The following is a 14,932-nucleotide window of genomic DNA, read 5'->3' as shown; positions in this document are numbered from 1 at the left end:
CGCAATGTGCCATCTTTTTATTATGAGCGTTTTTTCATGCCTTTTAATAACTGCGCAACATTGGTGTTTTCCACCTGCACGGCTGTTTCGTCTACAGGCTTTTCATTGTGCCTGCGACTTGTTATAAAGCGCCAACCAAAGCGTCGAATCGTAATATCCAAGAAGAATAGCAACATCCCTGCTAAGAGTAGCCATGTCGCAATACTTTGGCGCTCTGCTCCTTTGTTTGTGAAATCACGGAACACTTCTTGTGGTTCTTTCAATACTGAGCCGCCAGTTTGCTTTGTTAGTTGCTCTACAACGGTTTCATTCACAGGACGTAATTCATATTCAGCACTGTAAGGTACACTAAGACCTGCTTGGTAAATAGCCTGCTCTTCATCAGCGATGCGGAAGAAAATTAAACCAGGCTTCGCTTGGACAACCGCGCGTACTTGCGAGGCAGATAGCGTTTCAAGCTGTATATCAAGCTCCTCACCAGCTTCATCGACAGCAACAATATCTAAAAATGCTGCTTCATTTGTCGGATCGGTGATAATAAATGAACCATCTGTATCAAGACGTACATCATAGGCGACATCATTATAACTTGGTAGCATTTGCGATATAATGGTTTGCCAAAATGTTCCCCATTCCTGCCATCTTGCCCAGTCACCAGCCCATTTCCCCGTTGAATCGGATGTGAAAGCAAAAGTTTTACCAAGTCCATATTGCCATTGTGCTAATACCGGATCTTCTTTCTCACTTTCTGCTATAACAGCAGCTCCCTGCTTCGCTGTTGTGCCAATGTAGGCATTCATTTGTGGCACACCATTCGCAAATAATGCATTCCAGCCAGATGCATTGTAGATTGTTGGATAGAAAGGATTGTCTTCAATATACGTACGTGAAATCATCGCTGTCTCACGTGATAAAATCGAAGGAATTGTCTGTTCATCGATGACATCATAGAAGCGACCACTGCCCATTTCACTTAGCCCTTGCAGAAGATTGCCATCAGCATCTTGTCCAATCGCCACAGTTGACAGTGTCACTCCTTGTTCTTTCCCCGTTTCAATTAAATCCTCATAATTGCCAGCTTGTGATTGTCCATCTGTAAGTAAAATAATATGTTTCCTTTGCAATTTTAAATCAGCTAAACTATCATAGGCTGCTGCCAATGAACGATAAATTTCTGTACCACCACCAGGCGTAACCGATAAAATCGTATCGACGGCTTCTTCTTTATTGCCTAATGGTCCAGTTTCGATGATTTCCCAAGGGCGATCATCAAAGGCGATAAATCCTAGCGTATCTTCATCTCGTAACATTTCAACAGATCGAGCCGCCGCTTCTTTCGCAAGCTCTAATTTTGAGCCATACATACTTCCTGAACGGTCAAGTACAATGACGAGCCCTAAAGATGGCAATTGTTCTTTGCCTTTTATCTCCATCTCAACAGGTAGTAATGTTTCAATCGGTGTTTTAAAATAACCACCCAAGCCGAAGCTATTTTCACCGCCGACCATTGTAAAGCCAACACCAAAGTTTTTCACTGCCTGTTCAATAACGCTCATCTTCGCCTCTCCAACTAAGTGTCCAGGAACATTATCAAAAATAATCGCGTTATATTGCAAATAACTAGACAGTTCATTTGGTAAGCTTGCTGCATCCACAACATCATAGGAAATTGAATTTGATCCTAGAGCTGCAGCAATTGGTGATGCCGTATCGTAGCCATTGACAATCAGTAAATGTGGCTCGCTTTGTACCATCGTCACACTTGTTAATTTATTATTTTCAAAAATAGCATCCTGTCCAACTTGCACGAGCGCCTCATATTTCACAAGCCCCTCTGCAGTTGCCGTATGTTTATAAGTAAAAACATTGGAACCTTGAGCAAGCTCCACCGACTCTCGATGAATCAGTTTGTCATTTTCGTACAGCAATAATTCACCTTGCCCTGCCGCTGTGGCATTGACTTCCGTCACAAGCTGTTGCTGTTCACCTACGTAAGCTATTTGTGGTGTCACAAAGCTTTTCAGTGACACATCATTCGTCACATTTTGATGAAACGGCACGACATCTACACTAATATTGGAGCCTTTTAGCTTCGTGGCAAATTCTAACGCATTGCCTTGTGTTTCATTGGCATCTGTTAGTAATACAAGTCTAGTTGCCTTTTTCGGATCAACAATACCTGTTGCAAGCTGAAGACTTTGTTCTATATTTGTTTGGTCTGTTCCTTTAACCTCAGTAAATTTCGGAACATCTTTTAAGGATTTTGATAAAATCGCTTCCGTTTGGAGAGTTGATGAAAATGAGTAAATCCCTGCAAGTTGATCTTCCTTTTTCGATTTCAAACTTTCCTCTATAAAACTAACGATTTCTGCCTCTGTACGATTCATGGAAGCAGAGCGGTCAACTAAATATAATACTTGCTCGTCCTTTACTGGCAATAACAGATAAGGTGCTGCCAATGCAAAAACTAAACAGACGATGGCTATTACTCGAATGCCCAGTACAACTAGATGACTTTTTTTCAGGCGCCTGCGCTCGCGCCAATAAGTCCATCCAAAATACATAAACAATGGCAGTAATAACAATAACGCTAATGGCATATCAATTCGTAAATCCACGACGTCGTTGCACCTCCCACTCTGCGACAAGCAAACTTAAAATAATGAGTATTAGCCAAGGTACAAACGAAGCTTTCGACACTTCTTCCTTGCCATTTTGCTGAAGCTCTCCAAGCGTATAGCTTGTTCCTTCTTCTATTACACGTTCCTGTGCTTGTAGTTGCACGATAAGACGCTTTTCCTCACTGTTTGAGCGAGCTGTATACATACCTGGCTTCATTGGAGCAGTTAGTAAGCCATTCGTAATAGTCGATAAAAATTCATCATCCTGAGAATAAACACTCCAATCACCCTGTGATAACGCGACTGAACGTTGCTCATTTGGTGCAAAAATCCCAAGGGAACCTACCGATTCAGATAATTGCTGTTCCACACTCCATAAAAATAAAGGAAACGATGGATAGAGTGGCCAATCTGTATCTGCAATATCAGCAAGGACGATAATATCCCCTTCAGGTGTTCGTTGGATAAATGGTTTTTCTCCAACTGTGGCGATTGTTTTATAATCATCGAATGGAGGATATAAAGCACTGACATAAATATCATTTAACTCACTAAATGCAAATAAAGCATCGCTCGTTGTTTTTACTTCACCATTAACATCTACTTTTTCAATATCATCCCGCCCAAATAATACAATGGGTCTCTCCGTCTTTTGAAGTAATGATGTTTGATTCGTTACAATGGTAGCTCCTTGATTATCCGCAAGCTGCAAGGGCGGTACAATTTTTACGTTGTCATTAATAGCTTGAAACCCTTTTTGAATAAGCTGATGCATGTTTTGATCGACTACAATATTCGCTGTAGCCGTTTGTAACACGACTGATTGAATATTATCAATCGCATAATCATCTTTTACATTAATTTTAGCTGTCACCGTATCCATTAATGGTAAATCTTTAAATGATTTAGATACTGCTTCGTTTGCTGCCAAAGAAATAGGTTCGTCTACTAGTACATCACCTTTACTATTTTGTAGTGTAAGTGTTAGCTTTTGCTCTTTATCGGTATCATTTTGGAGCTGCACTAACGCCATCGTAGATTTACCATCTGTCGTCGCAGCAAAGCGCGTAATAGCAACATTCGTTAAATCTTTTGCAGAACCGTGTACAAGCCATTTCACAGATTCCTTTTCCATCGGTAATTGCTTTTTATCAAGTGCATCTGTGAAAACATAAATTGACGTTGGACTATCACCAACAAAAGCTTGTGCCACATCAAGCGCTTTATTCATTTGGGCAGTTTCATATGTTACATGTAAATCTTGTATGGTTTTTTCAATCGTTTTTACATTTGTTTCTTGCTGTAACACTGCTTGTGGAGCATTGCCAGTCGTAATTAATGTAACAGGTCGTCCGTCCAGCTGTTCTACCAATGATTGCATTTCTTTTTTATGAGCATCAAATGTAGATTGCTCTTTCCCTGCTAACATTGTAGCTGATGTATCCACGATAAAAATCGTCTGTGCACCCACAATCGTACTTTTTTTCATATAAGGATTGATGAGTGTTAACACTAGTAAAAGTAATGCCAGCAATTGCAAATACAGTAATGCATTTTTTTGTAAATGCTTTAAATATGGAGAAACTCTTGTTTCTTGCATAATTTCAGACCAAAAAAGTGTTGAGGACACTGGTTGATCGGTATATTTTTTTCGGAAGAAATAATAGAGCAGGACAATGACCGGGAAGATGGCCGTCCAGCTAAAAATAATTTGACTAAAGCCCATAACGGCTCACCTCACCTAATCCAATGTGCTTTTAGTAATTGTTGAAAGATTGCATGTTGCAAACCGTCTTCTACCTTAAGCTGCAGTTTACGCACACCAAAGCGACGGCAAATAGCTTCAAACTCTTCTTCATGGAGGCGACGCCTTGTGTCATACGTATCTAGTACTTTTGATGACATCGTGACATTGACATCACGCCCTGTTTCACTATCCACTAAACGAACATCTCCCGCATATTGCGGATGAAGTTCTTCTTCTGTGACAACTTGTATAATGCGGACATCTCCTGCAAAACGAGGCAATCTTTTCAATAACTGTTCCCATTCCTCGATCGATTCAAGCCCATCTGTTACGATAAATAATACTGTGCTATCTTTTGGTATAGCCTTTAATGCCCCTTGAGAAAAGCTTGCTGTATAGTTGGCTTCTTCTATATCTGTAACAACTTGCAAAAATGCGCGACGGTACATAGCCCCTTTACGACGAAATGGAGGTTTCACGTCATCTTGCACATAAGAAAATGATAAGCGATCATCACGACCAAGTACCATTAAACCAAGTGATGCAACAATTTGCCGAGCAAATGTCCATTTGACTTGCTCACCCATTGATTTTGTTGCATCCAATAAAATATGCACCCGCATTTCTTGTTCATCTAAAAAACGTTTAATAAAATATTTATCGGTTCTCGCAAAGACGTTCCAATCTACTTGTCGCACATCATCACCTAAATGATATTCGCGAAAATCAGAGAAATCGAGGGATGCCCCGAAGCGCTGCGAACGATGCGAGCCTTTATGCTGGCCACGCAATTTGGAGGCAGTCGCCACTTGGAAACGACTTATTTTCGCTAACCAATCCTCGGGCAAAATATTTTTTGTCATCGACTTACGCCTTGTTGGACTTTCTCTAAAATAACGTCTATCACATCATCTGCTGTCTTACCTGAAGCCTCCCCTTCATAATTCAGCAGCATTCGGTGACGTAAGACGGGCTTCGCCACTGACTTAATATCCCCAACAGATACATGAAAACGTCCACTCATCAGTGCTCTAGCTTTTGCCAATTTAATTAAGCTTTGTAAGCCACGTGGACCGCTACCATACATGACATAGCGCTTTACTTCATCTATAGCATCTTCTTTTTCAGGATGTGTTGCCACTACAAGGTCTGCTGCAAACTCAAGCATCTCATCGGCAATTAGTACTTCCTTCACCATTTGTTGTGCCAAAATTAGTTCATCAGTATCCAACACTTTTTGCAAGCTAACTTCGTGCGCACCTGTAGTACGTTTCATAATTTCCATTAGTTCATTTTTCTCTGGATATGGGACGAGAATTTTGCACAGGAAACGGTCCATTTGCGCTTCTGGTAAAGGATATGTACCCTCCATTTCAATTGGGTTTTGTGTTGCCAAGACGAAAAATGGTTTTGCCATTTTCTTCGTATCTCCTAAAATCGTTACCGTTTTTTCCCCCATCGCTTCAAGCAACGCACTTTGAGTTTTAGGTGTAGCACGGTTAATTTCATCGGCTAAAACCATTTGACTAAAAATTGGTCCTGGCTGGAATGTAAACTGCTGTCTCCCATCTGCTGTTCGCTCAATCATACTTGTTCCTGTAATATCAGCAGGCATTAAATCTGGGGTAAATTGAATACGTGAGAACGATAAATCTAGCACTTCAGAGATAGTCCGAATAAGCATCGTTTTCCCTAAACCAGGAAGCCCCTCTAACAGTGCATGGCCATCTGCAAGGACTGCATATAATGTGTAATCAATTGCTTCCTCTTGTCCAACAATAAAGCGATGAATTTCATCTTTTACTTGTTGTAATTTCGTACCCATTTCGACATACTGTTGTTCTGTAAATGCCATTTTTTTCTCCTCCTACTGCGACTCAATTGTCGTGAAATAAGATTGCACGACATTTTGTAAATCCTTCGGCAATTGTAAACGCTGTGAGCTTTCCAAATAGCTATCTTTATAGGAGCCAATCACTTCATCATACGGTCTAATGGTACCTTTTGTAATCGGTCCATTACCTTGTTGCTCGGAAACATGCGAACCGTCTCCTAATTGCCCACTATCGACAGTCGTTTCGCTAGAACCGCCAAGCCTTGGTGTAGTCAATAAATCTCGGCTTCCTTGACCACTCCCCGCACCCTTTCCTAGACCTGAACCACTTCCTTGACCTTGACCCTGTCCTTGTCCTTGACCTTGATCTTGCCCCTGTCCTTGGCTTGGTTGCTTTCCTTGTGACTGGCCATTACTTGTTGCTTGCTGGGAATTATTTTGACCTTGTTGACTACTAGGTTGTGCGTTACCGGAAGAGTGTTGATTCGAATTTGCACTGTTTTGCTGATTATTATTTGTGCTGTTTGCACTAGCAATGGCATTTTGCAATGTATTACTAGCTGGTTTCCCTAAGTTGCTCATCGCTGTTTGCGTTGTATTTGCACTTTGTGTAAGCTGTTGCTGCATTTGGGCAAGCTCTTTCAACTGTTCGAGTTCCTCTTGTGATAAAGCTTTATTATCGCCAGCACCATCTTTATTCGCTGTCTGCTTATCTTTTAATTGCTGTTCTTTTAAAGCTAATTCCTTCTGCTTTTTCACGACTTCTCGTAATGCTTCTTCCGCTGTTTGCGTTTCTTTTAACGTATTTTGTAATTCTTTTAGCTGCTCTTTCACTTCTTTTGTCTCAGCTTTTTTTTCTAACTTCGCCACTTCTTTTTTTATGTCCTCAATCACAGCCTTTTCTTTTTCCACTTCAATCGCTTCAATTTGCGTTGCCGCTGGGAACATATAAAGTATTGCTAAAACAATAGCTGTGGCAAAGAGGCCAATAAATGCTTTAGGTCGAAACAAATTTTTCTTTCTTGCTTTAAACTGAGCAAATGCTTGTTCTGACTTTTGAATCGCCTTTGCAAGTAAAGATTGGATCAGTGGGTCATCGTCGTTTTTAAAAGACAGTGCCGTTACAAGTTCATTATGTGAAAAATAATAGTCAAGTGCATACAATGCTTCCTTTTCTTTGACACGTCGCCACCACATCATAACAATTGTTGCAAATAGGCCAAGTATAAAGACAACAACAGCAATTTGACGATAATAAGGCCAAACAAATAATCTTGATACGAGGACAAGTGAAGCACTCGAAAGCAATGCTAAAAACAACCCGTATTGTGCAATAGGTAGGCTTCTCTCAAAAGTTAAACTGTGTTGTGCACGCTGAATATATTTTCGTAATTGCTTCCGACGCTCCATGCTGTTTCCTCCTCATCGATTACTTTTCATATTGGCACGTAATTTCTTAATCGCAATCGTTAAACTTAACACAATAATCAAAACATAAATTAGTAAGTAGGTTATCCATACCGGTATATCAATGCCACTTAGCTCTGCTAACGCATCTCCCATAGAGGGCGAAATAAGCGTAAGCATTAATGCACCTGGATTAATCGAAGCCCAGAAGTACGTCATAAAGGATGAGCTTGTAGCAATCGTATTGCCCATTTGATGGAATGCCATTGATAGGAAGAAGAAAAATGCTGTAATTCCTCCTAAGAAAATGATGGAGCCATACGTAGCAATCATAGCAACAATCGTTTTCTTCGTAATAGTTGAAAACATAACTCCAACGCTACCGATTGCAACAACTGTTAATAGGTAAAATAAAAAGATTGAAATTAGTTGGGAAGGGGATACCCCACCAAATAGAAAGACTAAACTATACAATGGTAGCCCTGCGACTAACATCAATACTAAAAATGCTACCGAAGATAATAATTTACCAATAATAATTTGTGTCGAGCTTTGTGTTGTTGTTAATAAAATATTTAACGTTTGTTTTTCTCGTTCACTACTAATTGCCCCAGCAGTTAAACTCGGTGTAATGAAAAGAACGAGTGCCATTTGCAATATTGTTAGTACGGCAAACATCATAAAACTTGTATCAGGTCTAAAAAACCCTTTGCCCGTAAATTCTGTTGTCAGCAGTAAGAAACCTGCAATAAAAATACAAATCACCGCTAGATAAAACATTAAACCAGAAAAACTTTTAAAAGAACGGAAGCGTAACTTCAATTCTTTTACAAGGACGGGATTATAAAATCTTTCCATCATTGACTGTCCGCTCCCTTCGTAATCGCCATAAAGACGTCTTCTAAATCTTTTTCTTCCTCGCTTAATGCATAAATTGGTAAATCTGCAAGCATCGCTTTTTTCAGTAATACTATTTGTTCCTGATCTGTGCCGCGATAGTTAAAAGCAATTTCTAAACGATTGTCCATAACATCTATTGAAGAAATTAATGGATCTTCCTCTAAAAATGCGCGTACCTCTTGTAAACAATCTGATACTTTGATAACGATTCGCTTTTCACCTTGTAGCTGAGCTTGAATGGAAGCAACATTGCCATGTGCAATCAATTTACCATTATCAATAACGCCGATTTCATCACACATTTCCGCTAGCTCTGGCAAAATATGCGAGGAGATTAAAATAGTTTTCCCCATGGATTTTAAATTTCTTAAAATATCTCGCATCTCTACTCGTGCGCGTGGATCTAGGCCTGAAGCAGGTTCATCCAATATTAAGACCTTTGGATCATGAATCAGAGCTCGTGCTAAACAAAGGCGTTGCTTCATCCCACGCGATAGTAAATCAACATATTCAAAACGTTTATTCGTTAAATTAACTAACTCTAATAACTGCGGTATAAGAACTTTACGCTCCTGCGCGCCAATGCCATAACTCGCCCCATAAAAGTCTAAATACTCATCTACTTTAAGTTGATCGTACACACCAAAGAAATCTGGCATATAGCCTATTTGTTTCCGAACTTCTTTCGGTTCCTTAATCACACTTTTTCCATTGATCAATGCATCGCCTGAAGTTGGGGATAGCAATGTAGCTAAAATCGAAAACGTTGTCGATTTTCCGGCACCATTAGCCCCTACAAAGCCAAATACTACACCTTCCTCCAGTGATAGATTTAAATGATCTAGTGCTGTGAAAGCGCCGTATTTTTTCGTTAAATCACGAATCTCTATCATTACTTCGCCACTCCTTTCAGCTCTATTTCAGGTAATTTTGTCTGCTCGCCTGTTTGATCTGGTCCAAATTTAATCTCCAACAGCAGCTTACCCTTATCATTGAAGTATTGCGTAATATCATTTGTAAACACTTGCTTCGTATCAACTAACGGTTCATAGTCGCCCGTTTTGTTATTCCAAATGGATAACTGCATTCGTTGAACATCTTTATTCGAAATTGTAAGTTCATCTAGGGTTTGAACAAAGTCCATAAAATGGTCTGGCATCTCTATCGACAATTCATATAAACCTTCTGACATGTACCAAGTATTTAATTGCTCATCCATTTTATCGAAAACGGCATTTGGCGATTGTGCGCTCAAATTATATGAAAAGTTATTACGTTTTAACGTAAATGGACCTGACATTTCAACTTTTCCATCGAATGGCTGTACGAAATAAGAAATAGGTGACATGTTGACACTTGTTTCAAGTTCTACACCTACAATTGCTTGCTCTGCCCAAGCTGTAATGACAGGTTGTTTCTCACTTTCTAGTAATAGAAGGGCTTGAGACTTCATGCGCTCAATGCGTAATGGGTCAACCTCTTCCTTCGACTTTGGATAGTTATAATTATAATTATTAAAGTGTGTTGGTTTTTGAAGAACTGTTGTTTTCAGCTCTTTGTCCACCTTCAGTGTAGCATTTGGTTCAATATCACCAAGCTTCACTTCTTTTGTACCCGAAATAACCGTGACATCCTTTAATGCAAACGGGAAGTTATTTTTAACTGTCCCAGACAATTTTTCATTTTTCAATGTAATATCAATATCCATTTTACCTATCTTTTGAGCAGCTGTTTTCCCCCCAAAAGATTGGACAGACCAATAACTTAAATCGCGCAATGTTAATGCGGATCCATTGGCGTGTTCCTTAATATACGACGATTCATGTAACGCGCCTACTGAACCTGTAAGATTATAATTATTGCGGAAAGCTACTGCAGTCGTATCTTTATCAGCATTCACTACAAAATCACCACTGCGATTTGTTAAAATCGATTCTACATAATAACCATTCACGCTGCTATCTTCATTTACTTTAAAGAATGCGGATTGTTGTACTTGTGGCTGCACAATACGATCTTTTGCGCCAAAAACAAATAGGACAATCGACAGTACCACTGAAATCGTAGGAATAACCCACCATGCATGCTCTCGTTTATCCATTCTCTTTAATACAAAGTAAAGGATTGGACCAATTACTAAAATATAAAGAATAATGACGATAAGCATATAGCTAACGGACACTTCGAATGATGGGAATAATTCGTTAATACTACCTAACTCGCTAGAAAGCTGATCCATTGTAGATTGACCTTGCATCACTGTTTGCTGAGACATAGTTTGAATGTCGAACATTTTCGCTGTTAATGCCGCATAGCCGTCCATAGATGCTAATGGCTGGTCTCCTAATGAAAAAGTTGTTTGGACAATTTCTCCACTACCAACCTTTTTCTTAGCAGCTAGAATATTAGTATTGTCTTTTAAAACAGGGATACTGCCTTCATTTTCCGTTGCTGTATAGACCGAAATTGCCTGCGTGAAAATACCGCCTCCCGATAATTTCGTTAAGCTATCTGCTGAAACAGTCGTCGTTTGTTGGGATAATGTAAGTGGCAAATATTCTTTAAAAATACCTGCAGTTGCATTGATTTGCTCAGAGCTGCCAAGCAATAATGTACCACCATCTTGCACCCATCTTAATAATGCTTCCTGCTGTTTTTGCGTTAAATCAGCTATGGCAACCTCATCTACTGCAATGATATCCGCCATTGCATAGCCTTGTGCAACATCAGGTAATGTGTAGTCTTTTAATTGATTTAAGTTAAATACTTCTACACTATTGGATGGAAAAAGTTGCGGTAACTTTAAATAGGCAGTCAAACGGTCGCTTTTATCTGTTAACGTATAAATAAATGTTGAATTGGCTTCTAAAAAATTCGCCTGTAACCGCTTTGTTCCTTTATAAGCAACTTTTTTTCCTTTTTCAATGTTGCCCTCATAAAAGGCAAAAACATCGCCATCGGAATACCCATAATCAGCTAAACCGTCCAAATAAAGTGTAACTGTTTTTTCCTCACCTGCTGCTATATCTATTGGCACAACTAGTGCTGAAGCTGCTTGATAAGAATTAAAGGCATTGATCGCCATATCTCCAGAAAAATCAGGCCCGTTATTTTTTACAGTTACTTGCAAAGGCGTAACTGATTGATATTTTGCCTTTCCTGCAATTCCTGTTTTAGCTTGTACCTCTAAAGTAGGTGCGGCGCTCGCCTCAGAAATAGGCAGAGCATAGCTCATAACAAGCATTAATAAAACTATTAGTGCGGTAATATTTAATTTCTTCAAAAACTCAACCCCTTTTCCTTTGCTTTTAGATGATTACATAATTATACGTTTTTTTGTGCATTTTGTTCCATTTCTTATGATATCTTCATGAATATTCATAAACTCTTAAGATTTAGGGAGGTGCCAGGCACTCAAACAATTTAATTAATGGTAGCGAAGACGCGACCTGCGGGACAGCATGGACAATACGAAAAAGTGTTAGAATGAATGCGATCAATCTAACACTTTACTCTTTAATCCGAAGCCACTTTAGCATGAAAATATTTAATTTGTATAGTCAAACAGGCATCGGGCATGATCTTGTACAACCTCTACAAATGCTTCTACTTGGCGTAATTCAAAGGAAGACTCATAGCCTATTAACCATGTATCTCGTGTTAAACCAAATTCTTTTTCATTGTTAGTGAGCGCAATTTTATTAACCCCATCATGCTCATTTAGCGTGATGGACGGTAGTATGGCATAACCTATGCCATTTAACGCCATTTGCTTACATATTTCAATTTGGTCTACTAAAATTTGTCTTCTAGGATTTGAAGCAAAATGCTGTTGCCACCATTGCTGTATTTCCTGATAGTAATTGGAATCACTTTTAAATTGAATAAATGGGCGATCAGTTGTCAGCACATCTTCAATCGTTTTTAACTCCCGATCTACTAAGTACAACGTATCGCGGAAAAGATGAATCTTTTCACCTTTCCAATCAACCTGCCCACGCACAATGCCAATATGGGCCTCGCCCTCATATAAAGCTTTGACAATTTCCGAGCTCCAACCAGTCATAAGTGATATTTTAGCTTCTGGATATTTTGTTACAAAATCTTTTATTATTTTAGGAAGCCAGTTTTGCCCGACAATGGAAGCACAAGCAATTTTCAATGTCCCATTTACTTTTGTTGTTAACGATTGAATCATTTCAAAGATTTCTTCTTTTTTAGCAAGCATATCTGTTGCATACGCTATAACGTGCTCTCCTGCAGGGGTTGCTGTAAGCCCCTTTTGCGAACGAATAAACAGCTGTGCACCCCAATCTTTTTCAATCGATTGCAACCGTTGTGAAAGTGCAGGTTGCGATAAAAACAACCGCTCCGCTGCTTTACGCATATTGCGTTCCTCAGCTAAAACTTTCAAAATTTCTGCCTCTGTTGCCATCAATCACCTAAACCTCCAATACAAGTAAAGGGGGACCTCAAGATGTTGCACCTGAGTCCCCTCTTACACTACTTCTCTTTTTGATAGATATATTTTTTCAACTGTTTTAAAATAACGCGTCTTGTTAAAATCCCTGCAAATGTACCATCTTCATCTATTACACATAAAAACGCATGGTTAATAACCAAATCTAAAGCTCGTTGGAAAGTATCCGTCATCTTTAGAACGGCTATATCTTTTTCCATTATTGTATCTACTTTAATATTTGGTAATTTTTCATATTCAATATGTTCGAGACCTAGAATAGATTCTGTAATCATTTTCATGCTCAATAAACCTTGAAGGCGATATTTCAAATCTAATACAGGTATGGACGAGTACCCTGTACGTGTCAGTACAAGCAGTGCATGCTCGGCACTATTACCACTTTGTACATGTGCAACCTTTTCGGATGAAATAATAAAATCACTAATTGGCATTGCTAATAAGTCTTTGCTGTTAGTTGAAATCATGAACTTCTTCTCCTTTTCTGTCCTTGCTTTGCAGAACAGGATCCTTCTCTTTTATCATATCACAATGTTTCCGACTATGACCACGACAAGGTCAAGAAGAGTTTTTCATAAACAATGTATATTATGGATATTTTTGTTTTAGACAATATGAAATATCAATTTATTTTCCCCGTTTTTCTAAAGTTAATGCAAAAGACCGACTATAAAATCTTTGCACAGTTGTAAAAACTAATTTTTTACATTTTTGTATTGCTATAATGAAATAAAAAACATTGGAGGTATTTTATGTGGACGCAAAATATGGTTGAAACTCCTCGCGGAAACTTCGAGTATTTTAAAATGGGAAAAGGTGAGCCACTCTGTATAACACATCAATATACAGCGTTTAATAGTAATGGCAATATTTTCGCTGCACCTTTTACTACACACTATACAGTCTATTTAATAAACTTAAGGGGCTGTGGAAACTCAAGTGATTCAACAGTACACGATGATTTCAGTTTTAAAAATAGTGTCCAAGATTTAGAAGCTATTAGAAGTGCATTAGGCTTTGCACAATGGAGTTTTGCTGGACACTCTACAGGTGGCATGCTGGGGTTAAATTATGCATTGATGCATCCTAATTCTTTGAAAAAAATAATAATAGGTGGTTTATCCGCATCTTCGCATTATATGTCGCATCCTGATAGCATTTACTGTAAAAGTAATCCGAATAATTCGAGGCTATTGGAAATTTTAAAACTGCTTAAAGATCCGACAAAAAGTCTTGAAGAAAGAAGAGCTTTAAATAAAGAATGGAACCTCATGTCCATTTATAAAAAAGAACACTATGACAAAATCATGGCAAGACCTAATAGCGGAAAGGTAGTAAACAAAAGATTAGATTACTTTATATCTACTGAACTAAAGAACTTTGATCTCACTGAAAGTTTAAAAACAATAAAATTGCCTACTTATATTTATTGTGGCAAATATGACACGCAATGCCCTTTAGTTTTTTCTGAAGAAATTGCCTCTCTTATACCAAATGCTTACTTAACAATCTTTGAAGAAAGTAGTCATAATCCCTTCGTCGAGGAAGAAGGAGTATTTAATAGCTTTGTAAAAACGACAACACAATAACAAAAAATTTTCTTATAATATTTAAAGTTTGTGGGAACATAATCTTTACAAATGTCAAAACGAAGTATCACATAAACCAAGGCAAATGTGATACTTCGTTGAAATCTGATTAATACCCTGTCTTAGTCCAGTAGTAAAAAATCATTATTCCTAAAAAAAGTAAAAAGATGATGTACACCCAAACAATTGGATTTAGCATCGTTGCATATTCTTCGACTGTTTCTGAAATCGGTGTATCCTTTTCTGATTTCCGCTCTGACGTCATTTTGGCAATTTTCATAGTCGAAACAAATGAAATAACCGAAATGATTGTGATTGCAATAAGAGACGGTATCAACCACATACTCATAGGCA

General features: G+C 38.6%; 12 protein-coding genes. 1 reads left to right on the top strand and 11 read right to left on the bottom strand.

Annotation, left to right across the window (positions count from 1 at the left end; all coding sequences use genetic code 11):
* Positions 1-20: 20 nt before the first annotated feature.
* The 10 genes from I5435_RS03825 to cbpB all read right to left on the bottom strand — a co-directional run bounded on the left by I5435_RS03825 (position 21) and on the right by cbpB (position 13,456).
* Entirely contained in the window at positions 21-2,618 is a 2,598-nt protein-coding gene (locus I5435_RS03825; RefSeq protein ID WP_337983285.1) for a VWA domain-containing protein, read from the bottom strand.
* Positions 2,602-4,347, bottom strand: a complete 1,746-nt coding sequence (locus tag I5435_RS03820) for a vWA domain-containing protein (protein WP_337983284.1) — start codon at positions 4,345-4,347, stop codon at positions 2,602-2,604. Before I5435_RS03820 ends, I5435_RS03825 begins: the two co-directional genes overlap by 17 nt.
* Positions 4,348-4,358: 11 nt before the next feature.
* The gene (locus I5435_RS03815) at positions 4,359-5,231 is read right to left on the bottom strand and encodes a DUF58 domain-containing protein (protein ID WP_024362232.1); all 873 of its coding nucleotides are present in this window, start codon (positions 5,229-5,231) and stop codon (positions 4,359-4,361) included.
* A complete protein-coding gene (locus I5435_RS03810) occupies positions 5,228-6,223 on the bottom strand; it encodes an AAA family ATPase (RefSeq protein WP_337983283.1) in 996 nt (331 codons plus the stop codon). Before I5435_RS03810 ends, I5435_RS03815 begins: the two co-directional genes overlap by 4 nt.
* Before the next feature lie 12 nt (positions 6,224-6,235).
* Positions 6,236-7,612 carry a hypothetical protein gene (locus tag I5435_RS03805; RefSeq protein ID WP_337983282.1) on the bottom strand — a complete coding sequence of 459 codons (1,377 nt, stop codon included), beginning with the start codon at positions 7,610-7,612 and terminating at the stop codon, positions 6,236-6,238.
* Positions 7,613-7,624: 12 nt separating this feature from the next.
* Positions 7,625-8,470: an ABC transporter permease gene (locus tag I5435_RS03800; RefSeq protein WP_024362235.1), complete on the bottom strand. Its 846-nt coding sequence runs from the start codon at positions 8,468-8,470 to the stop codon at positions 7,625-7,627.
* A complete protein-coding gene (locus I5435_RS03795; protein ID WP_024362236.1) occupies positions 8,467-9,402 on the bottom strand; it encodes an ABC transporter ATP-binding protein in 936 nt (311 codons plus the stop codon). The genes I5435_RS03800 and I5435_RS03795 overlap by 4 nt, the downstream gene beginning before the upstream one ends.
* The gene (locus I5435_RS03790; protein WP_024362237.1) at positions 9,402-11,792 is read right to left on the bottom strand and encodes a hypothetical protein; all 2,391 of its coding nucleotides are present in this window, start codon (positions 11,790-11,792) and stop codon (positions 9,402-9,404) included. Before I5435_RS03790 ends, I5435_RS03795 begins: the two co-directional genes overlap by 1 nt.
* Positions 11,793-12,056: 264 nt before the next feature.
* Positions 12,057-12,944 (bottom strand): transcriptional regulator CcpC, encoded by an 888-nt coding sequence (locus I5435_RS03785; protein WP_024362238.1) that lies wholly within the window; start codon positions 12,942-12,944, stop codon positions 12,057-12,059.
* A 68-nt stretch (positions 12,945-13,012) separates the two neighbouring features.
* Positions 13,013-13,456 carry a cyclic-di-AMP-binding protein CbpB gene (cbpB, locus tag I5435_RS03780; RefSeq protein ID WP_024362239.1) on the bottom strand — a complete coding sequence of 148 codons (444 nt, stop codon included), beginning with the start codon at positions 13,454-13,456 and terminating at the stop codon, positions 13,013-13,015.
* Between the two features lie 285 nt (positions 13,457-13,741).
* Here cbpB and I5435_RS03775 point away from each other — a divergent pair, with 285 nt between their 5' ends.
* A complete protein-coding gene (locus I5435_RS03775) occupies positions 13,742-14,578 on the top strand; it encodes an alpha/beta fold hydrolase (protein ID WP_337983281.1) in 837 nt (278 codons plus the stop codon).
* Positions 14,579-14,687: 109 nt separating this feature from the next.
* Here I5435_RS03775 and I5435_RS03770 read toward each other — a convergent pair whose 3' ends face one another.
* The gene (locus tag I5435_RS03770; RefSeq protein ID WP_024362241.1) at positions 14,688-14,927 is read right to left on the bottom strand and encodes a hypothetical protein; all 240 of its coding nucleotides are present in this window, start codon (positions 14,925-14,927) and stop codon (positions 14,688-14,690) included.
* Between the last annotated feature and the right edge of the window lie 5 nt (positions 14,928-14,932).

Origin of the sequence: Lysinibacillus sp. C5.1, from assembly GCF_016350185.1 — a bacterium.
GTDB classification, from domain to species: Bacteria; Bacillota; Bacilli; order Bacillales_A; family Planococcaceae; genus Lysinibacillus; species Lysinibacillus sphaericus.
Note: the sequence above shows the minus strand (reverse complement) of the source record. Positions and strands in the feature narration are given on the sequence as shown.